Here is a 19,747-nt window from a genome sequence, read left to right as displayed (position 1 = left end):
GGCACGACTTCGGGATCATGAGGCTCTCGGCGCGGGCGGATTACCCGGTACGGGTGCGCAGGCGTCGCTACGGGCTAGTGCCCTGGCTTGACCAGCCCCGTCTCGTACGCCAGGACGACGGCCTGGGCGCGGTCGCGCAGGGCCAGCTTGGCGAAGATGCGGGCCACGTGGGACTTCACGGTGGCTTCGCTGAGGGTCAGCTCGGCGGCCAGCTCCGTGTTGGACAGGCCCCGGCCCAGCAAGGTCAGCACCTCCCGTTCGCGTGGGGTCAGGGCCGCCAGGTCGGCGTGCGCGGCGGGCGGGTCGGCGGGCTCCGACGCGAAGCGTTCCACCAGGCGGCGCGTGATCGACGGGGCCAGCAGCGCGTCGCCCGTGTCGACCAGTCGTACGGCCGCCGCCAGGTGTCCCGGGGTGACGTCCTTCAGCAGGAAGCCGCTCGCCCCGGCCGACAGGGCCGTGTAGACGTAGTGGTCCAGGTCGAAGGTGGTCAGGATGAGCACCCGGCAGTCCGGGTCCTGTTCCAGGACGCGGCGGGTGGCCTCCAGGCCGTCCATGTTGGGCATGCGGATGTCCATCAGCACGACGTCGGGCCGGAGTTCGCGTGCCGCCGCCACCGCTTGCGCGCCGTCGGCCGCCTCGCCCACCACGTCGATGCCGCGGGCCGTCAGGATCAGCCGGAAGCCGGTCCTGATCAGGGTCTGGTCGTCCGCGATGAGCACGCGAGGAGCCCGCTCGCCGGTGGTCCGCGTCATGGGCGGTCCAGGGGGATGCGCGCCCGGACCCGGTAGCCGCCGCCGAGGCGGCGGCGGGCGTCCAGTTCTCCTCCGTACACCGCGACCCGCTGCCGCAGTCCCAGCAGTCCCCGGCCCGCACCTTCCCGCTGCCGCGGTGCGGTTCGTGCCGGCTGCGCCGGTGCGGTGCCCGTCAGCACGCTCGGGCCGGTGTTGAGCACCTCGACGCGCAGGGCGTGGTCGGCATACCGCACGGTCACCTCGGCCTTGCCACCGTCGCCGTGCTTGAGCGCGTTGGTCAACGCCTCCTGGATGACGCGGTAGGCGGTCACGTCGATGCCCTGGGGCAGCGGGCGCGGTTCTCCGGAGATCCGTACCTCCACGGGCAGCCCGGCGAACGAGATCCGGTCCACGAGCGGGCCCAGCCTCTCGAGGCCGGGCTGCGGTGCCAGTTCGGCCGCGGCGTCGCCGGCTCCGCGCGGCCCTTCATCCGTGTCCTCGCCGTTCTGCGAGGGCGCCAGCAGTCCCAGCAGATGCCGCAGGTCGGTCATCGCGCCCCGTCCGGCGTCCTCGACGGCGCGCAGGGCGGTCGTCGCCTCGTCCGGCATGGTACCCAGCACCTCCCGGGCGGCCCCCGCCTGCACCACCATGAGACTGACGGTGTGGCTGACGATGTCGTGCAACTCCCTGGCGATACGGTCGCGTTCGGCTGTCACCGCGGCACGCGCGGCGCTCTCCCGCTCACGCTCCAGCAGCCAGCCGCGTTCGCCCACCGCCGTCTGCCAGCGCCGCCGCGTACGCACGAGCGCCACCGTCAGCCACAGCACGACCGCGCTCACCACCCCCAGCGCCGCCACCAGCGCGTACGGCTCCCGCTCCCACACGGCGCCCACTTTCGCAGACCGCCCCCGGATGTGCATCATCCCGGGGATGCAGGGCACTGCATCCCCGGGATGAGCCGCAGGTCAAGATGCCATCGCGGGAGGGATGTCCGGGACCCACCGCCCCCTTAACGTCCTGTGCATGGTCACTGAGGACAGCAGGGCAGAGGTCGTCGTACGGCTCGACGACGTCCGCAAGGAGTACGGCGAGACGACGGCGCTGAACGGTGTGTCGCTCCAGATCCGGGCTGGGGAGGCGGTCGCCGTGATGGGGCCCTCGGGGTGCGGCAAGTCAACCCTGCTCAACATGGTCTCCGGCCTGGACCGTCCGACGGACGGCACGGTCGTCGTGCATGGCGAGAACGTGGGGGCACTGAGCGAGAAGGGCCTCGCCCTGTACCGGCGGCGCCGCATCGGCATGGTGTTCCAGTTCTTCAACCTCATCGACGACCTGTCCGCCCTCGACAACGTCGCCCTCGCCGCCCAGTTGACCGGCACCCCGGCCCGGCAGGCCCGCCGTCGCGCCCTGGAACTCTTCGACGAACTCGGCATCGCCGACCGCCAGAACGCCTATCCCGCGGTACTCAGCGGCGGCGAAAGGCAACGCGTCGCGGTGGCCCGCGCCCTGATGAACCGTCCGGCGCTGCTGCTGGCCGACGAGCCCACCGGGGCTCTGGACAGCCGCGCCGGCGAGCAGGTGATGGACCTGCTGCTCGACCTCAACCAGATCGGGCAGACGCTGATCCTGGTCACTCATGACGAGCACCTGGCGCGGCGCTGCGCCAGCCGCCTGGTTCTCCTCGCCGACGGCCGGGTGACCGGCGAGCACACCCTGGAGCCGTCCGCATGAGGGCGGTGTGGCGGGCCGCCCGTGCGGCCGTACGACGGCGCATGCTCCAGACGATCATCATCTTCCTGATCACGCTGACCTCGACCGGGTCGATCGTGGTCGCCCTCGGCCTGGTCGACTCGGCCTCCGCCCCGTTCGACAGGGCGTTCGCCAAGCAGCACGGCCCGCATGTCGTCGCCGCGTTCGACCCGGCCAAGGCCTCGGACGAGAAGCTGGCTCAGGCGGCCCGCCGACCCGGGGTCGAGGCCGCCGCCGGACCCTTCGCACAGGCCGTGCTCGACATGCCGAGAGACGGCACCTACCGCCTCTTCGGCAGTGTCACGGTCGTGGGCCGTCCCGGTCCCGGGGGCCCCGTGGACCAGGTGGACCTGTGGGCGGGCCACTGGGCCACCAGGCCCGGCGAGATCGTCGTGAACCGGCACCCGGACTGGACGCCGCGCGACCTCGGTAAGCAGATCCACGTGCCCTCGGGGCCGACTCTCACCATCGTCGGGTACGGCTTCGACATGAGCCGCACCGCGGACGCCTGGGTCGCACCGGGCCAGATGCCGGCCCTGCACCCGACGGTCACTCAGATGCTCTTCCGCTTCACCGACGCGTCCTCGGAAAGTCGGCTCCGCGCGGATCTGTCCGCGGCGACCGCGGCACTGCCGAAGGACGCGCTCACCGCCTCCCGGTCGTATCTCACCCTCAAGAGCCAGGTGGGAAGCTCGGCACGGGCCTACGCCCAGTATCTGATGGTCTTCGGCATCCTGGGCGTCCTGGTGGCGGTGCTCATCGTCGCCAACGTGGTGAGCGGCGCGGTGATCTCCGGCTTCCGGCACATCGGCATTCTCAAGGCCCTGGGGTTCACCCCGAGACAGGTCGTCGCCGTCTACCTCACGATGATCTCCGTTCCCGCGGTGGTGGGCTGCGCGGCCGGCACCGGCGTCGGCAATCTGCTGGCGCGTCCCCTCCTGCACTTCGTGTTCACCGGGCCGGACGCGGGAATGTTCCACGACAGCGTCGGCATCGCGCCCTGGGTGAACGCCGTCGCCCTGCTCGGCATGCCCGCCGTCTGCGTGCTGGCCGCGCTCGTTCCGGCGGCGCGCGCGCACCGGCTGTCCGCGGCGCGGGCGATCAGCGCGGGCAGCGCCCCGCGAGCCGGGCGGGCGCTGGGCATCCAGCGCCGACTGGCGGGCAGCAGCCTGCCACGGGCGGTGAGCCTGGGGGTGGGCCTGCCGTTCGCCCGGCCGGGCCGCAGCGGCCTCACTCTTGCGGCCGTGGTCCTGGGGGTGGCTACCGTGACGTTCGCGACCGGCCTGGCCACGACGATGACCAGGTTCGGGGAAGCGGGCCAGGACGCCTACCAGGTGTCGGTGTACACGAGCAGGGTCAGCCACGGCAAGGTGATCGAGGCGAAGCAAGGGGACCTCGCGCTGGAGTCGCGGCTGCGCTCGCTGCCCGGGACGAGCGCAGTCACCGCGCGGGGGGTGGCGGAGGCCCATGTCGCCGGCTCCACGCAATCGACGCTTCTCGAAGGACGTCGCGGTGACCGGCCGCAGTCGGACACCGTGGTTGTCAAGGGACGGTGGGCGCACCGTACCGGCGAGGTCGTGGCCAGCACGGCCTACCTGCGCCGGAACGGCCTGCAGGTCGGTGACCCCCTCTTCCTGGAGAAGGGTGACCGTCGCGAGAAGACGGTCATCGTCGGCGAGTCCATGGACAACAACGGCCGGCTGCTCCTCGCCGACTGGTCGACGCTGACGGCGCTGTCCCCGCACGAGAAGCCCATCGCGTACCTCATCGCCTTGCGCAGCGGCGCGGACCCGGCCGCCTATACGCGCGCGGCCCGCGCCATCGACCCGGGGATCGACCCGGTACCGACGGGCCCGAACACCGGCGCCCAGACCATCATCGGCTCCGCGACGCTGCTCACCGCGATGCTCGCCGTGGTCGCCTCGCTCGGCGTCCTCAACACGGTCGTCCTCAACACCCGTGACCGCCGCCGCGACCTCGGCATGCTGAAGTCCATCGGTATGACGCCACGACAGGTCACGGTGATGATGGTGACCTCGATGGCGGTGCTCGGCGCGATCGGCTCCCTGCTCGGCATTCCGCTGGGCATCGCGGGCTACGACCTGGTGGTGCCACGGATGGCGGACGCGGCGGAGACCACCCTGCCCGCCTACATGACCGACGTCTGGCACGCGGGATCCCTGACCGGCCTGGCCCTCGCAGGCCTCGCGATCGCAGTGCTGGGCGCGTACCTTCCGGCCCGGAGCGCGGCACGGCTGACGGTCGCGGAGGCGCTGCACAACGAGTAGGGCGGAGCAACGTCCGTGCCACGCCGATCGAGTTCCGTGACAAGCAGGTGAACTACTCGTAGTTTGTGAAGAGTTGGTGAGTGATCCAGGAAGGCCGCTCGATCGCGGAACGGCGAGTCGCCGCGACGATCAGCGTCTGATCCGGGACGAGTGCCTCACCTGGCAGCCCCGGTCCGGGACCTGACCACCGGACCGGGGTTTGCCACATCCCCCTCATGCGTGACCGCCACACCGGCCCAAGGGAAATGCGCGCAGGTAAAAGTGGATTGCGACCCCGGATTTCGCGCGGGTAGCGTCGCCGTCCATGACCCCGACCCTGCGGACCGCGCGCCTGCTTCTCGATCCGTATGTCCCAGAAGACGAGGAGGCTTTCGTCGCTCTGTTCCAGGACGCGAGGGTGTCTCAGTGGATGGGGAACGGCCCTTCTTCCGAGGCGGACGACCGGGCCTTGTTCGAGCGGATCTTCACCAAGGTCTACGCCCGGGACCTGTTCGATGTCTGGGCTGTTCGCCGGGACGGACACCTGATCGGGCACGCGGAGATCAAACGGACCGCCGACGTCGGCGGCCACGAGATCGTCTACGCCCTGTCCCCGGCGGTCTGGGGTGCCGGTCTGGGGACCGAGCTGGCGGAGGGAATCGTCGCCTACGGCTTCGGCACGCTGGGGCTGACGGAGGTGCATGCCACCGTGGACGCACAGAACGCGGCTTCACTGGCGCTGCTGGCCAAGATCGGTTTTGAGTACGTCCGGGACACCACAGAGGACGACGGCGGCATCACTCGTGTGCTGACCCGCCGCCTCGCGGCGACGGACAGGTCTCCGCTCGCCCGATGAGCACGCTCTAACGGCGGGCGCCGAAGCCGTACACGGTCTCCGAGCGGTACACCTCGCCCGGTCGCAGGCACGTGCTCGGGAACTCCGGGCGGTTCGGGGAGTCCGGGAAGTGCTGCGTCTCCAACGCGATCCCCGCACCGGGGGCGAACGGGACGTCGAGGTGGTCCGCGGTGTAAAGCTGGAGTCCGGGCTCGGTCGTCGCCACGGTGAGCAGCCGCCCGGACGCCGGGTCGTACAACTCGGCGACCTCCTCCGGTGTGCCGGTCACGCCCTTGTCGAGCACGAAGTTGTGGTCGTACCCGGAGCCGACCTTCCGCGCTGTCCGGAAGTCGAACCGCGTGCCGTCCACGCCGTCGAGCGCGCCCGTCGGAACCAGGGTCGTGTCCACCGGAGTGAACCGCGAGGCGGCGATCCGCAGTTCGTGCCTGCCCGCGTTGCCCGAACCGGCCAGGTTCCAGTACGCGTGGTGCGTCAGGTTCACCACGGTCGGCGCGTCCGTGGTGGCCTCGTACGCGATCCGCAGCGTGCCGTCCGCGTCGAGGGTGTACGTCGCCGAGACCTCCAGCCGGCCCGGGAAGCCCTCCTCGCCGTGCGGGCTCACCCGGGACAGCCGTACGCCGTGCTCGACGGGTTCGACCGCCCACACACGCTTGTCGAAGCCCCGCTCGCCACCGTGCAGGGAGTTCGGCCCGTTGTTCGGTTCGAGGGCGTAGGTCCGTCCGTCGAGCGTGAAACGCGCGCCCGCGATGCGGTTGGCATACCGGCCCACCAGCGCCCCGAGGTAGGGACCCGGGTTCCCGACGTAGCCGTCCAGGTCCGGGAAGCCCAGCACCACGTCGGCCGGACGGCCGTCCCGGTCGGGGACCTCGACCGACTGCACGATCCCGCCGTACGACAGGACACGCACCCGTACCCCGCCCCGCCCCAGCGTCCAGCGATGGACGGGCGTACCGTCCGAAAGTGCGCCGAAAAGTTCATTCATGCCAAAACCCTAGGTCACGGGCTTTTCGCCGTGACGGTGCGGTAGGCGATCTCGGCAAGTCGCGCCTGACCGTTCCTGCTCGGATGGAACCAGTCCCAGTGGCTGAGCTGTTCCGGGCCGAAGCGGTAGTCGAAGACCGCGTTGCCGTCGAAGCGGCATCGCAGATCCTTCGCGCACACTTGCCGCAGCACCTCGTTGTACGCCTCCACGCGGGCCTGCACCGTGTCACGCCGCTTGGTCGCCGTCGCGTCCAGCGCGTCCGCGTCGGCCAGCATCGACGGACAGATGCCCAGCTTCCACACCTGCTTGCCGAGCACGTTGGTACGGCCCTGCGACCACAACCGCTTCAGGTTCGGCACGCTCGACACGTACACCTGCGTCCTGGGCAGCGATTCGCGCAGCGTGTCCATGGCGTCCTGGAACCGGGCGCGGAAGTCGGCGACCGAGGTCATCGCCGAGGTGGAAGTGCGGCAGGCGTCGTTGGCGCCCACCATCACGGTCACCAGCTCCGGCTTCTTCGCCGCGGCCTGCGTCATCTGCTCGGGCAGATCCGTCACCCGGGCCCCGGTCACCGCGTAGTTCCAGCTACGCTCGGCGGCCCCGGCCGCCCCGAGCAGCCGTACGGCGAGGCTGTCGACGTCGCTGTCGCCGCCCGTCGCCCAGGACACCTCCGGGCAGTCGGACAGCACGGTGCAGGCGTCGAAGCCGCGTGTGATGGAGTCGCCGACGGCGGCGATCGAGTCGGGGGCGCGGTTCCAGACCGGAGCGTGCCGCGACTTCGTGACCGAGCCCGGCGGGGTGACCCTGTTGTCGCACCCGGCGAGCCCCACGACAGCCGCCGCCGCTATCGCGACGACGGCTCGTGAACGGTGGCTCCGCTTCCGCATCCCCTGGTCCCCTCGCTCGTCGTCCGCGGCCGGTCGGTCCGTGTCCGCGGTCGTTCGACCAGCCTTCGAACACGTTGGGGCGCTCCCGCGTCCCCTTGGGTGAAACCTCGGAGTTTGCGGGCGCCAGGACCGACGGTACGTCACACTCCATGCCCTGCCGCACGGTAGCCTCGCCCCGTGGCTGCCCCGCCACACCCGTTCCGTAAAGTTACAAGATGTCGCGGTCTGCCCGGAGGTTCAGGTGACGACACGTGGAGTCCTGTACGTGCACTCCGCGCCACGCGCACTGTGCCCGCACGTCGAGTGGGCAGTCGCGGGCGTACTGGGGACGCGCGTCAGCCTCGACTGGATCCGGCAGCCCGCCGCTCCCGGCACCTGGCGGTCCGAGTTCTCCTGGCAGGGCGAGGCCGGCACCGCCTCCAAGCTCGCCTCCGCGCTGCGCGGCTGGCACCTGCTGCGCTTCGAGGTCACCTCGGAGCCCTGCCCGACCGCCGAGGGCGAGCGCTACAGCTGTACTCCCGACCTCGGTATCTTCCACGCGGTCACCGGCATTCACGGCGACATCCTGATCCCCGAGGACCGGCTGCGCGCCGCGCTGGAGCGCTCGCAGCGCGGCGAGACGGACCTGGAGGCCGAACTCGCCAAGCTGCTGGGCAAGCCGTGGGACGACGAGCTGGAGCCCTTCCGGTACGCCGGCGAGGGCGCTCCGGTGCGCTGGCTGCACCAGGTCGTCTGACTCCCGATCATGAGAAGGGCCCCCACCACCGGGTGGGGGCCCTTCTCATGGGTGCCTGTGGCGGTGTCAGACCGTACGGAACGCCAGGACCACGTTGTGTCCGCCGAAGCCGAACGAGTTGTTCAGCGCGGCGATACGGCCCTCGACGGGCAGCTTGCGGGCCTCGCCGCGGACGATGTCGGCGTAGGCCTCGGCCTCCGGGTCGAGGTTCTCGATGTTGATGGTCGGCGGGGCGATGCGGTGGTACAGCGCGAGAATGGTCGCCACCGACTCCACGCCGCCCGCACCACCGAGCAGATGACCGGTCATCGACTTGGTCGCGGAGATCGCGATGTGGTCCGTATCGTCGCCGAACACCTTGCGCAGCGCCTTCAGCTCGGCCACGTCACCGGCCGGCGTCGAGGTGGCGTGCGCGTTCGCGTGCACGACCTCCGCCGGGTCCAGGTCGTTGTTGTCGAGCAGGTTCTGCAGGGCGTGCGAGATACCGCGGCCCTCGGGCTCCGGCTGCACGATGTCGTGGCTGTCGGCCGAGATGCCCTGGCCGACCGCCTCCGCGTAGACACGGGCACCGCGCCGGGCGGCGTGCTCGGCCGACTCCAGCACCAGGACGCCCGCGCCCTCGCCGAGGACGAAGCCGTCACGGTCGACGTCGTAGGGCCGCGACGCGCCCTGAGGGTCGTCGTTGTTCTTGGACATCGCCATCATGTTGCCGAACGCGGCGATCGGCAGCGGGTGGATGGCCGCCTCCGTACCGCCTGCGACGACGACGTCGGCGCGGCCGGTGCGGATCATCTCGATGGCGTAGCCGATGGCCTCGGCGCCCGACGCGCAGGCGGAGACCGGGGTGTGCACACCGGCACGGGCGCCCACGGCCAGGCCCACGTTGGCGGACGGGCCGTTCGGCATCAGCATCGGCACGGTGTGCGGGGAGACACGGCGAACGCCCTTCTCCTTCAGCACGTCGTACTGGTCGAGCAGGGTCGTCACGCCGCCGATGCCGGAGGCGATGACCGTGCCCAGCCGGTCGGGGTCGACGGCGTCGTCGGCACCCGCCTTGTCGGTGAAACCGGCGTCCGCCCAGGCCTCCTTGGCCGCGATCAGCGCGAACTGCGCCGAACGGTCCAGACGGCGAGCCTGGGGCCGCGGGATGATCTCGGACGGCTCCACGGCGATCTGCGCGGCGATACGGACCGCCTGCTCGGCGGCCCAGTCCTGCTCCAGGGGTCGGACACCGGACTTGCCGGCGATGAGGCCTTCCCAGGTAGAGGCCGCGTCGCCACCCAGCGGTGTGGTTGCGCCGATACCGGTGACGACCACGGTGCGATTGGTCGAGCTCACGGGAATTCTTTCTCCAACGGATACGAGGATTCAGCGGCGCCACCGCCGGGTGGCGGGGCAATGGCCGGACAGCCGGGCACGGCCCGGCGCCTGGCTGTCTGCCCAGGTGATCGGTCGATCAGGCCTGGTTCTTGAGGATGTACTCGACGGCGTCACCGACCGTCTTGAGGTTCTTGACGTCGTCGTCGGGGATCCGCACGGAGAAGCGCTCCTCGGCGGCGACGACGACCTCGACCATGGACAGCGAGTCGACGTCCAGGTCGTCGGTGAAGGACTTGTCCAGCTGGACGTCCTCCGTGGGGATCCCGGCGATCTCGTTCACGATCTCGGCGAGACCCTCGACGATCTCTTCCTGAGTGGCGGCCATGTCCGGCGCTCCTTCGTAAATATCCAGAGGGTGTGGCGCCCGCCGCGTCAGCGGCAGGAGTCTGCGGTTCCCGTGCCGGACCGCATGATCCGGCACGGAGTGCCTAGGGGAGGGTAACGACCGACGCGGCGTACACGAGGCCGGCGCCGAAACCGATGATGAGCGCGGTGTCGCCGCTCTTCGCCTCGCCGGTCGCCAGGAGCCGCTCCATCGCGAGCGGAATCGAGGCGGCCGAGGTGTTGCCGGTGGTGCGGATGTCACGGGCGACCGTGACGTGCTCCGGAAGCTTGAGCGTCTTCACCATCGAGTCGATGATCCGCACGTTCGCCTGGTGCGGAATGAAGACGTCCAGGTCGTCCGCGGTGATCCCGGCCGCGTCCAGCGCCTGCTGGGCGATCTTCGCCATCTCGAACACGGCCCAGCGGAACACCGCCTGGCCCTCCTGCGTGATGGCGGGGAACTTCACGTTCCCCTCGCTGTCGACCGGGAGCTCGGAGACATCGCCGATCCGGAACGCGTTCCACGGGATCGTCTGCTTGATGGTCTCGGACTTGTCGCCCTCCGAACCCCACACGGTCGGACCGATGTGCGGTTCCTCGGAGGGGCCCACGACGACGGCGCCCGCGCCGTCGCCGAACAGGAACGCGGTGGCGCGGTCCTCCAGGTCGGTCAGGTCGGACAGCCGCTCCACGCCGATGACGAGGACGTACTCCGCGGACCCCTCGACGACCATGCCCTTGGCGAGCGTGAGGCCGTAGCCGAAGCCCGCGCAGCCGGCCGAGATGTCGAAGGCGGCGGCCTTGTTCGTACCGAGCTTGTCGGCGATCTCGGTGGCGATGGCTGGGGTCTGGCTGAAGTGCGAGACGGTGGAGACGACGACCGCGCCGATCTGCCCGGCGGTTACGCCCGCGTCGGCGATCGCCTTGCCCGAGGCCTCGATGGCCATCGCGGCGACGGTCTCCTCGTCGTTCGCCCAGTGCCGGGTCTCGATGCCGGAGCGGGAGCGGATCCACTCGTCGGAGGAGTCGATCTTCTCCAGGATCACCTCGTTGGGCACTACCCGGACCGGGCGGTAGCCACCGACGCCCAGGATGCGCGCGTACGGGGCGCCCTTCCGTGCCTTGATCTTCGACATGCTGCTCTCGGGCTCCTTCTCAGGCGCTGTGCTCGGCGATGAGAGCGCGAGCGGCGTCGAGGTCGTCGGGGGTCTTCAGGGCAAGGGTGGTGACGCCCGGCAGCGCGCGCTTGGCGATACCGGTGAGGGTGCCGCCGGGGCAGACCTCGATCAGCGCGGTCACGCCCAGCTTCTGGAAGGTTTCCATGCACAGGTCCCAGCGGACCGGATTGGCGACCTGGCCGACCAGGCGCTGCAGCACCTCGGCGCCCGACGTGACGGCCTGCCCGTCCTTGTTCGAGACGTACGTGACCGTCGGGTCGGCGGGCGTGAGCGCCTCGGCGGCCCGCGCCAGGGCGTCGACCGCGGTGGCCATGTGATGGGTGTGGAAGGCACCCGCCACCTTCAGCGGAACGACACGGCGCACACCCGCGGGCTTGTCCTCGGCCAGGGCGGCCAACTGCTCCAGGGTGCCGGCGGCGACGATCTGACCGGCGCCGTTCACGTTCGCCGGGGTCAGCCCCAGCTTCTCCAGGTGCGGGATGGTCGTCTCGGGGTCACCACCGAGCAGCGCCGACATGCCCGTGGGCTTGGCGGCGGCGGCTTCGGCCATGGCCAGTCCGCGCCCCCGGACAAGGGACAGCGCGGCCGTCTCGTCGAGGACGCCCGCGAAGGCGGCCGCGGTGATCTCGCCGACGCTGTGGCCGGCGACGGCGCCGGGGACGATGTCACCCAGTGCCACCGCGGACAGCAGACCGGCAGCGACCAGGAGCGGCTGGGCGATGGCGGTGTCCCGGATGGTGTCGGCGTCGGCCTCTGTGCCGTAGTGGGCAAGGTCGAGCCCAATGGCGTCCGACCAGCCGGCGATGCGGTCGGCGGCGCCGGGGAGGTCTAGCCAAGGAGTCAGGAAGCCGGGCGTCTGGGCGCCCTGGCCGGGAGCGACGAGTACGAGCACTCTCACACTCTCTCTTGGGGACGGCCGCGGCCGCCGGTGGGGACAGGGACGAAGAACGGCAGGGGGTTTTGTGCACCTCCTACAAGAGGCTAGGCCTGGGGGTCTCCATCGACCAGGCGCCCCAGGATCAGCGCGATACGCAGCGTAAACGCGGAGCGTACATCAGAGGGTGACCAGCCGGTGACGTCCGTCACACGTCGGAGCCGGTAGCGCACGGTGTTCGGGTGAACGAAGAGCATCCGGGCCGCGCCTTCGAGGCTGGAGGCCTGCTCCAGATAGACGCTGAGGGTCTCCAGGAGTGCGGAGCCCGCCTCCTCCAGCGGTCTGTAGATCTCCTCCACCAACTGCTCGCGCGCACTGGGATCACCGGCGATCGCGCGCTCCGGAAGCAGATCGTCCGCCAGGACCGGCCGTGGGGCGTCCTGCCAGGCGGAACATGCCTTGAGGCCCGCCGTGGCGGCCTGCGCGGACCGGGTCGCGGTGAGCAGGTCGGGCACGATCGGCCCGGCGACCACGGGTCCGGCGGCGAACGGCCCGATGAGCGACTTGGCGGCGGCGAGCGGGTTGTCGCTGCCTCCAGTGATCACGACCAGCCGGTCCCCGAGCACGCCCGTCAGGACCTGGAGCTTGGCGTGCCGGGCGGCCCGCCGGATGGCCTCGACCGTCAACTCGCTGTCACCGTCGGGTGCCGTACCCAGCACCACGCACACATGCTCGGGCGAGTTCCAGCCGAGCGCGGCGGCCCGGCTGACGGCCCCCTCGTCGGCCTCCCCGCTGAGCACGGCGTTCACGACGAGCGACTCCAGACGCGCGTCCCAGGCGCCACGCGCCTCGGCGGCCTGGGCGTAGACCTGGGCGGTGGCGAAGGCGATCTCACGGGCGTACACGAGGAGCGCCTCACGCAGCACGGACTCGTCGCCGGGAGCGGCCACCTCGTCGATGGCGGACTCCATGACCTCGATGGTGGTGCGCACCATCTCCACGGTCTGCCGCAGGGTGACGGCCCTGGTCAGCTCGCGGGGCGCGGTCCCGAAGACATCGGTGGAGATGGCCTGCGGGGCCTCCGGGTGCCTGAACCACTCGGTGAACGCGGCGATACCCGCCTGGGCCACCAGGCCGATCCAGGAGCGGTTCTCCGGGGGCATCGCCCGGTACCACGGCAGTGTCTCGTCCATGCGCGCGATGGCCTGCGCGGCGAGACTTCCGGACGATCTCTCCAGCCGCTTCAGGGTCGCCGCGTACGTATGAACGGGGCGTGCTGCGGGTCCGGCGCTGTGGGATTGGGGTTCGGGCACGGGAACAAGACTGCCTTATCGGGAAGGGAGCGTGCCGCGGTGGGTCCCCGAGGGCGGTGGACGCGGGGCTACGGTGGGCGCTGTGATGGATGTACGGCGCGCCGACGAGCGCTACCGCGGAGGGGACCCGGCCGCCGGGATCGAGTCCGTGCACGCCTTCAGCTTCGGCCCGCACTACGACCCGGACAACCTCCGTTTCGGTGCGATGATCGCCTGCAACGAGGAGCGGCTGGCGCCTGGCGCGGGCTTCGACGAGCACCCGCACAGCCACACGGAGATCGTCACCTGGGTGGTGGAAGGCGAACTGACCCACCGCGACTCCACGGGCCGCACATCGGTGATCCGCCGCGGCGACGTCCAGCGGCTGAGCGCGGCGGGCGGCGTCCGTCACGTGGAACGCAACGACGCCGACGTCCCGTTGGTCTTCGTCCAGATGTGGCTGACCCCTCTTGCGCCGGGCGGCGACCCCGCGTACGAGGTCGTCCACGGCATCGCGGACTGCACGCCGTACGCGGTGCCTGGGGCGGGAGCGGTGCTTCACGTACGGCGGCTCGGGGCGGGGGAGCGGGCGGAGGTGCCGGGTGCCGCGTTTGTGTACGTCCATGTCGTACGGGGGGAAGTGCGGCTGGACGGGGAGGAGTTGCGGGCGGGGGACGCGGTGCGGATCACGGGTGCTGCTATCACGGGTGCTGCTGAGGATGTGGAGATGCGGGCGGTGACGAGCGCTGAGGTGTTGGTGTGGGAGATGGAGGGGTGAGGGGGCGGGCCGAGTGGAGGACCTGCTGTCGATAGCCTCTCCCGGCGGCCTTGGCGGAGCTGACCCGATCCAGGCCTCACCTGGGATGGGCTGTGGCTGTTGGGCCGCCCGCTTCTTCGCCAGTGTCGTGCTTCCGCGGTCCGAGTAAAGGGCGCTTCGCGTCGGCTTCGCCGATCGGCCTGTGGCCGACCCTTGACTCGGCCCGCTCCAGCACGGGTGAGAAGCGAGCGTGCGGCCGAGGGAGGAGCGGGGGCCCTGTCGGTGTTTGCGGCGGGGTGGGCCGGCTGGGGACCCGGCGGCGGACGGCGCGCTCGCGCCTCGCCTGCACGCCGGGCCGGTTCGGCGGCATGCGGTGAGTGGGGGTACGGCCCGTGTCCCAGGGGGGAACGGGCCGTGTCCCAGGGGGTGGGGTGGTGTCCGCTGGAATGTGTGACACATTTCGCGGATGTGTCACACATTCCAGCCAGCGCCCTGGAGACCGACAGTCGTGCGGCGGTACGCCCCATGAGTGTGGGTATGGGCAGGCGGCCCCCTCGACAAGGCTTCGGCTCGTTGAGCCTCAGGCGGTCGCCTCGTCGTCCCAGCGTGGGAGTGTGACCGTCCCGGTCGACCAGTCGCGGCGCAGGATCGCGTAGCCGATCGTGTCGTGGAACGTTCCGTCCTGGGCCGGCCACGCGTCCCGGTAGTGCGCCTCCTTGGCGTAGCCGCAGCGCAGGAAGACGCGCCGCATCGGGCGGTTGTCCTGACGTGTAGTGCCCTCGATGCGGCGCATGTGCGGGAACTCCTCGAACAGATACCGCGTCAGCCAGGTCACGGCCTCGCGGCCGATACCGCGACCCCGGTGCGCAGCCTGTATCCGCAGGTCGAACAGGGGCGTGTCGTCGGCCAGGTCCATGAGGCGGACCAGGCCGACGAGGTCCTCATCGGCAAGGACCCAGAAGCTTCTGTTGTCCTCGCTCTCGAAGCGTCCTTCGGTGATCCACCGGAGCGCCGTGTCGCGGTCCACCTCGCTGACGCTGTGGAACGGCCAACTCTCGCCGGTCAGGAAGCGGACCAGGGACTCGGTGTCCGAGGGGCGAAGCCGCCGGAATGTGATGACCATGCCCGGCACCCTAGGGTGCCGGGCGGTGTCGGGCGACCTTGTGACTACCGGAGGTTGTCGATGAACGCCTGCCATGCGCCGGCGCCCACGGTCACGACAGGGCCGGAGGGGTTCTTGCTGTCGCGGACGGGGACGGTGCCGATGGGGCAGCCGTCGGCTACCTCGACGCATTCGCCGCCGCTGCTTCCGCTGTACGAGGAGGTGCGCCAGGCGGCGCCGTCGGTGACGGTGCACTCGACGCAGTCACCGCCGTTGCTGCCGCTGTAGCTGGACTTGCGCCACTCAACGTTCGTCAGTGCTGTGCGGGGTCGCATAGCGTTCCTCCATCACGCGGGTGATCAGTCTCGCCGAGTCCTCGGGGGAGAGAGCCGATGCTTGCAGTCGAGCGTAGCCGACCGAGCGCTCCTTGATCAGGTCTGGATTGGCCGTCATGCGACCTTGGTCGTAGTCGTCCATGTAGAACAGATCGGGGTCGTTGTCGAACCTCAGCAGATTGAACGTCCCCATCATGCCTGCGTGTTGGCCCGTGGAGAACGGAAGAACCTGGATCTGCACCCACGGGTCTTCCTGGAAGCCCAACAGGTGGGAGAGTTGGCGCCGCATGACGCCAGGTCCGCCGATCTCCAGGAGTAGCGCGGCCTCGCTGAGGATGACCCAGAGCGCGGGTGGCTGATCACGCCGGAGGATGCGTTGGCGTTCCATTCGGGCCGCCACCATCTCGTCCACCTTGCTGCGATGTTCGACACCGAGCACCGCCCGCGCGTACTCCTCCGTCTGCAACAGCCCGTACACCAACTGCGCCTGATACGTGGAGATGTACGTAGCCTTCGCCTCCATCTCCGCGTACGGCTGGAACCAGTTGGGCAGTTGGCTGCGCAGGACCAGGCCGACCAGGCGGGAGAACAGGCCGTCCGTGCCCAGCGCGGCGTCGACCCGTTCGGAGAAGTCGCGGGTGGGGACCTTCTTCGTGGTCTCGATCTGGCCGATCAGTGATCCCGTGCAGAAGATGATCTCGCCGAGCTGCCCCTGTTTGAGGCCGTGGGCCTCGCGTTGGCGGCGCAGTTCCCAGCCGTAGTAGTCGAGCGGGGAAGCGGTGGGGTCGAGCGACTGGATGTTGACCACGGCGGCACCTCACTCCGGGATGCGCCTGCAACGCCTCCCCACGTTCGTTTCACTACGTAGCAGAGCGTATGCGCAGCGTTGCACGCTTGTGGTGTGAATCACGTAACTGGTCCGCCTGTGACGGACGTCGAAAGCGAGTACCACGCCGCATTCGCCGTGGGGGAGCACTCGGCCAGGCATCTGCGCCGCATTCTGCGGCTGTATCTCGTCGGCTCGGGACTGGCGGACGTGACCGACGCCGCTGAACTGGCGCTCACGGAACTGGTCGCCAACGTCGTACGGCATGTACCCGGCCGCCGCTGCCGTATCTGCTTCCTGCTCCAGCCCGGCGGGGTGCGGGTGGAGGTCGCCGACGACTGCCCGGAACTGCCTGCGCGGGCGAGAGTTGATCCACTCGGTGACGGCGGGCGCGGGATGGTGATCGTGGACGCCGTCACCGACCGGTGGGGTGTCACCGTCCGTCCCGACAGGCGGGGCAAGACGGTGTGGTTCGAGTGCCTGACCCAGGACTGAGACGTGCGTGCCCCGGAGGGTGCCGTCAGACGGCGCGCAGCTCCGCCAGCACCGCGTCCGTGAACGCCGGCCACGCCTCGATCGCCCACGGTCCGAACGCGCGGTCCGTCAGGGCCACGCAGGCCGCCTGAGCGTCGGGGTCGATCCACAGGAACGTGCCCGACTGGCCGAAGTGACCGAAGGCGCGAGGCGAGGACGAACTTCCCGTCCAGTGCGGCGTCTTGGCGTTACGGATCTCGAAGCCGAGGCCCCAGTCGTTGGGGTTCTGGTGGCCGTAGCCCGGCAGCACGCCCTTCGTGCCGGGGTACTGCACGGTCATCGCCCCGGCCACCGTCCGCGCGTCCAGCAGGCGTGGTGCCTGCACCTCGGCCGCGAACCGCACCAGGTCCGAGACCGTCGAGACGCCGTCCTTGGCGGGGGAGCCGTCCAGGCTCGTCGAGGTCATGCCCAGCGGCTCAAGGACCGCCTGGCGGGCGTACTCGGCGAACGGGATGTCCGTCGCCTTCGCCACATGATCGCCCAGCACCTCGAAGCCGGCGTTCGAGTACAGCCGGCGCTCGCCGGGCGCCGACGTCACCCGGTGTTCGTCGAACGCCAGCCCGGAGGTGTGAGCGAGGAGATGGCGGACCGTGGCTCCGGGCGGCCCGGCGGGTTCGGCGAGGTCGATCGCCCCCTCCTCGTACGCGACGAGCACCGCGTAGGCGGCGAGCGGCTTGGTGACCGAGGCCAGCGGGAAGCGGTGGCTGACCGGGCCGTGCGTGCCGGGCACGGTGCCGTCCGCACGGACGACCGCCGCGGCGGCGGTGGGGACGGGCCAGTTCTCGATCAGCGCCAGGCTCTGCAAGGACATGCGTACGAGCCTATGCGGCTCACAGCTCCAGCCGCATCGAGGGGTCGGGCTTGCGTACGAAGCCCAGCGAGGCGTACAGCGGCTCGGCCTCGGCGGACGCGTTCAGGTCGACCTGCCGTACGCCCTGCTCCCGGAACCAGTCCAGCAGGCTCTCCATGCAGGCGCGGGCGTACCCGCGGCGGCGCATCTCGGGGTCGGTGGCGACGCTGAAGACGTAGCCCACCCGGCCGTGCGGGTTGCCCTTCCGCCCGATCCGGTACTCGACCGTCCCGACCGCGAGCGCCGCCAGCGCGCCCAGCCGTTGCGGATGGTCGACCACGAACGCGGCGAAGCCGCCGTCCGGATCGGCGAGCCGACGGCGCACGGTCGGCAGGGACTCTGCGTGCCACTGTGTGGAAGAGCCCGCAGAGAAGACGGAATCCAGCATCACCTGGCGCAGTCGCAGCACTTCTTCGGCGTCCTCGGGCACGGCCCGGCGTACAAGACTCATGGCGGCCACGCTAGTCGGCAACACCAGACAGCGGCTCGCCGAATTCTCCCGAACCCGCTTGCTTGGAGTGCGCTCCAACCCCATAGCGTGGAGGCCATGACGGTGATGCAGACCACTGCCGTGGCCACCGAGGAAACCCCGCACGCCCCCACCCGCACCGACATCTGCTCAGCCCCGCCCCGGCGGCACCCGCGCCCCGACGGGCAGGATCGTTACACGATCAGCGAGGTCGTCGCCTTCACCGGACTGACGGCCCACACCCTGCGCTGGTACGAGCGGATCGGCCTGATGCCCCACGTCGACCGCTCCCACACCGGCCAGCGCCGCTACACCAACCGCGACCTGGACTGGCTCGACCTCGTCGGCAAGCTTCGGCTGACCGGGATGCCGGTCGCCGACATGGTCCGGTACGCGGAGTTGGTGCGCGCGGGCGAGAACACCTACGGCGAGCGGCAGGAGCTGCTGGAGGCGACCCGCCGGGACGTCCTGACCCGGATCGCCGAACTCCACGACACGCTCGCGGTACTGGACCGCAAGATCAGTTTCTACGCGGAGGCGGGAAGCCAATTCGAGGCGGAGAGGACCGGAACCCGATGACTGACAGCAGGATCCCGACGGTACGGCTCGGCGAGAGCGGGCCCGAGGTCGGTGTGCAGGGACTCGGCTGCATGGGCATGAGCTTCGCCTACGGCCCCGCCGACGCCGAGGCGTCCCGCGCCACCCTGGAGCGGGCGCTGGAACTGGGCGTCACGCTCTACGACACGGCCGACATGTACGGCGCGGGGGAGAACGAGACGTTCCTGTCGCCGTTCTTCAAGGCGCACCGGGACGAGGTGGTCATCGCGACGAAGTTCGCGATCTCGACCTCGCCGGACGACCCGTACGAGCGCACCATCCGCAACGACCCGCCCTATATCCGGCAGTGCGTCGAGGCGAGCCTCAGGCGTCTGGACGTCGACGTGATCGACCTCTACTACATGCACCGGCGTGAGGTGAACGTCCCGATCGAGGAGACCGTGGGGACCATGGCCGAGCTGGTGCGCGAGGGCAAGGTGAAACACCTGGGCCTGAGCGAGGTCACCGCGGACGAGCTGCGGGCCGCGCAATCGGTGCACCCGATCGCCGCCGTGCAGTCGGAGTGGTCGCTGTTCAGCCGGGACATCGAGGCGAAGGTGGTGCCGGCCGCCAGTGAGCTGGGTGTGGCGCTCGTGCCGTACTCGCCGCTCGGCCGCGGCTTCCTCACCGGCTCCTTCTCGAACGCCGAAACGGACCTCACGACCGAGGACTTCCGCCGCTCGCTGCCCCGTTTCACGGGCGAGAACGCAGCCGCCAACGTGGCACTCCTGGAGCCGGTGCGGACCGTGGCGAAGGCCCACGGCGCCTCGCTGGGTCAGATCGCGCTGGCCTGGGCACACCGACAGGCCGCGGTGCACGGCCTCCCGGTCGTCCCGATCCCGGGCACGACCAAGCGCTCGCGCGTCGCGGAGAACGTGGCGGCGACGGGGCTCGTGCTCTCCGACGACGAGCTCGCACTACTGGAGCCGATCGCCTCCAAGGTGTCGGGCGACCGTTACGCGGACATGACGTTCACGTCGGCGGGCCGGGAGTAGGGCTTCCTGAAGGGCCGCGGGCAACC

The 19,747-nt window shown here is 70.3% G+C and carries 22 protein-coding genes; 8 read left to right on the top strand and 14 right to left on the bottom strand.

Going from position 1 to position 19,747, the window contains the following annotated elements; translation table 11 throughout:
- Positions 1-74: 74 nt before the first annotated feature.
- Positions 75-752, bottom strand: a complete 678-nt coding sequence (locus ACWDEX_RS00395) for a response regulator (protein ID WP_450460867.1) — start codon at positions 750-752, stop codon at positions 75-77.
- Entirely contained in the window at positions 749-1,615 is an 867-nt protein-coding gene (locus ACWDEX_RS00390; protein ID WP_450460866.1) for a sensor histidine kinase, read from the bottom strand. Before ACWDEX_RS00390 ends, ACWDEX_RS00395 begins: the two co-directional genes overlap by 4 nt.
- A 139-nt stretch (positions 1,616-1,754) precedes the next feature.
- On the opposite strand from ACWDEX_RS00390, the gene ACWDEX_RS00385 reads away from it, so the two are divergent.
- The 3 genes from ACWDEX_RS00385 to ACWDEX_RS00375 all read left to right on the top strand — a co-directional run bounded on the left by ACWDEX_RS00385 (position 1,755) and on the right by ACWDEX_RS00375 (position 5,603).
- Positions 1,755-2,462 (top strand): ABC transporter ATP-binding protein, encoded by a 708-nt coding sequence (locus tag ACWDEX_RS00385; RefSeq protein WP_450460864.1) that lies wholly within the window; start codon positions 1,755-1,757, stop codon positions 2,460-2,462.
- Positions 2,459-4,768 carry an ABC transporter permease gene (locus ACWDEX_RS00380; RefSeq protein ID WP_450460863.1) on the top strand — a complete coding sequence of 770 codons (2,310 nt, stop codon included), beginning with the start codon at positions 2,459-2,461 and terminating at the stop codon, positions 4,766-4,768. Before ACWDEX_RS00385 ends, ACWDEX_RS00380 begins: the two co-directional genes overlap by 4 nt.
- Positions 4,769-5,072: 304 nt before the next feature.
- Positions 5,073-5,603 carry a GNAT family N-acetyltransferase gene (locus ACWDEX_RS00375; RefSeq protein WP_450460862.1) on the top strand — a complete coding sequence of 177 codons (531 nt, stop codon included), beginning with the start codon at positions 5,073-5,075 and terminating at the stop codon, positions 5,601-5,603.
- A gap of 7 nt (positions 5,604-5,610) precedes the next feature.
- Here ACWDEX_RS00375 and ACWDEX_RS00370 read toward each other — a convergent pair whose 3' ends face one another.
- Together ACWDEX_RS00370 and ACWDEX_RS00365 are read right to left on the bottom strand one after the other, a co-directional pair.
- Positions 5,611-6,585, bottom strand: a complete 975-nt coding sequence (locus ACWDEX_RS00370; RefSeq protein ID WP_450460861.1) for an aldose epimerase family protein — start codon at positions 6,583-6,585, stop codon at positions 5,611-5,613.
- A gap of 14 nt (positions 6,586-6,599) precedes the next feature.
- Positions 6,600-7,472, bottom strand: a complete 873-nt coding sequence (locus ACWDEX_RS00365; protein ID WP_450460859.1) for an SGNH/GDSL hydrolase family protein — start codon at positions 7,470-7,472, stop codon at positions 6,600-6,602.
- Between the two features lie 241 nt (positions 7,473-7,713).
- On the opposite strand from ACWDEX_RS00365, the gene ACWDEX_RS00360 reads away from it, so the two are divergent.
- A complete protein-coding gene (locus ACWDEX_RS00360) occupies positions 7,714-8,208 on the top strand; it encodes a DUF3145 domain-containing protein (RefSeq protein ID WP_450460858.1) in 495 nt (164 codons plus the stop codon).
- 66 nt (positions 8,209-8,274) lie between these two features.
- On the opposite strand, the gene fabF is transcribed toward ACWDEX_RS00360, so the two are convergent.
- The 5 genes from fabF to ACWDEX_RS00335 all read right to left on the bottom strand — a co-directional run bounded on the left by fabF (position 8,275) and on the right by ACWDEX_RS00335 (position 13,277).
- Positions 8,275-9,546: a beta-ketoacyl-ACP synthase II gene (gene fabF / locus ACWDEX_RS00355; protein ID WP_450460857.1), complete on the bottom strand. Its 1,272-nt coding sequence runs from the start codon at positions 9,544-9,546 to the stop codon at positions 8,275-8,277.
- Between the two features lie 118 nt (positions 9,547-9,664).
- A complete protein-coding gene (locus ACWDEX_RS00350; protein ID WP_450460856.1) occupies positions 9,665-9,913 on the bottom strand; it encodes an acyl carrier protein in 249 nt (82 codons plus the stop codon).
- Positions 9,914-10,016: 103 nt separating this feature from the next.
- Positions 10,017-11,048, bottom strand: a complete 1,032-nt coding sequence (locus ACWDEX_RS00345) for a beta-ketoacyl-ACP synthase 3 (RefSeq protein ID WP_450460855.1) — start codon at positions 11,046-11,048, stop codon at positions 10,017-10,019.
- Between the two features lie 19 nt (positions 11,049-11,067).
- The gene (locus ACWDEX_RS00340; RefSeq protein ID WP_450460854.1) at positions 11,068-11,982 is read right to left on the bottom strand and encodes an ACP S-malonyltransferase; all 915 of its coding nucleotides are present in this window, start codon (positions 11,980-11,982) and stop codon (positions 11,068-11,070) included.
- An 89-nt stretch (positions 11,983-12,071) separates the two neighbouring features.
- The gene (locus ACWDEX_RS00335; protein ID WP_450460853.1) at positions 12,072-13,277 is read right to left on the bottom strand and encodes a PucR family transcriptional regulator; all 1,206 of its coding nucleotides are present in this window, start codon (positions 13,275-13,277) and stop codon (positions 12,072-12,074) included.
- An 85-nt stretch (positions 13,278-13,362) separates the two neighbouring features.
- Between ACWDEX_RS00335 and ACWDEX_RS00330 the strand changes: the two genes are divergently transcribed.
- Positions 13,363-14,034, top strand: coding sequence for a pirin family protein (locus tag ACWDEX_RS00330; protein ID WP_450461102.1), 672 nt, complete (start codon positions 13,363-13,365; stop codon positions 14,032-14,034).
- Positions 14,035-14,593: 559 nt separating this feature from the next.
- On the opposite strand, the gene ACWDEX_RS00325 is transcribed toward ACWDEX_RS00330, so the two are convergent.
- From ACWDEX_RS00325 to ACWDEX_RS00315, 3 genes are read right to left on the bottom strand one after another with little or no spacing between them, the layout of a single operon-like run.
- Complete coding sequence (locus ACWDEX_RS00325) at positions 14,594-15,136, bottom strand: GNAT family N-acetyltransferase (protein ID WP_450460852.1); 543 nt, start codon at positions 15,134-15,136, stop codon at positions 14,594-14,596.
- A 44-nt stretch (positions 15,137-15,180) separates the two neighbouring features.
- Positions 15,181-15,450, bottom strand: a complete 270-nt coding sequence (locus ACWDEX_RS00320) for a DUF397 domain-containing protein (protein WP_450460851.1) — start codon at positions 15,448-15,450, stop codon at positions 15,181-15,183.
- Positions 15,419-16,258, bottom strand: coding sequence for a helix-turn-helix domain-containing protein (locus tag ACWDEX_RS00315; RefSeq protein ID WP_450460850.1), 840 nt, complete (start codon positions 16,256-16,258; stop codon positions 15,419-15,421). Before ACWDEX_RS00315 ends, ACWDEX_RS00320 begins: the two co-directional genes overlap by 32 nt.
- 117 nt (positions 16,259-16,375) lie before the next feature.
- Here ACWDEX_RS00315 and ACWDEX_RS00310 point away from each other — a divergent pair, with 117 nt between their 5' ends.
- Positions 16,376-16,771 carry an ATP-binding protein gene (locus ACWDEX_RS00310; RefSeq protein WP_450460849.1) on the top strand — a complete coding sequence of 132 codons (396 nt, stop codon included), beginning with the start codon at positions 16,376-16,378 and terminating at the stop codon, positions 16,769-16,771.
- A 25-nt stretch (positions 16,772-16,796) separates the two neighbouring features.
- On the opposite strand, the gene ACWDEX_RS00305 is transcribed toward ACWDEX_RS00310, so the two are convergent.
- On the bottom strand, positions 16,797-17,621 hold the full coding sequence (locus tag ACWDEX_RS00305) for a serine hydrolase domain-containing protein (RefSeq protein WP_450460848.1): 825 nt from the start codon (positions 17,619-17,621) through the stop codon (positions 16,797-16,799).
- A 19-nt stretch (positions 17,622-17,640) separates the two neighbouring features.
- Positions 17,641-18,111, bottom strand: a complete 471-nt coding sequence (locus ACWDEX_RS00300) for a GNAT family N-acetyltransferase (protein WP_450460847.1) — start codon at positions 18,109-18,111, stop codon at positions 17,641-17,643.
- 96 nt (positions 18,112-18,207) lie between these two features.
- Between ACWDEX_RS00300 and ACWDEX_RS00295 the strand changes: the two genes are divergently transcribed.
- Positions 18,208-18,708 (top strand): MerR family transcriptional regulator, encoded by a 501-nt coding sequence (locus ACWDEX_RS00295; protein ID WP_450460846.1) that lies wholly within the window; start codon positions 18,208-18,210, stop codon positions 18,706-18,708.
- The gene (locus ACWDEX_RS00290; RefSeq protein ID WP_450460845.1) at positions 18,705-19,721 is read left to right on the top strand and encodes an aldo/keto reductase; all 1,017 of its coding nucleotides are present in this window, start codon (positions 18,705-18,707) and stop codon (positions 19,719-19,721) included. The genes ACWDEX_RS00295 and ACWDEX_RS00290 overlap by 4 nt, the downstream gene beginning before the upstream one ends.
- Positions 19,722-19,747 lie beyond the last annotated feature (26 nt).

This window comes from Streptomyces sp. NPDC001020, from assembly GCF_053599115.1.
The sequence above is the reverse complement of the archived record's forward strand: the minus strand, read 5'-3'. Positions and strand labels throughout refer to the sequence as shown.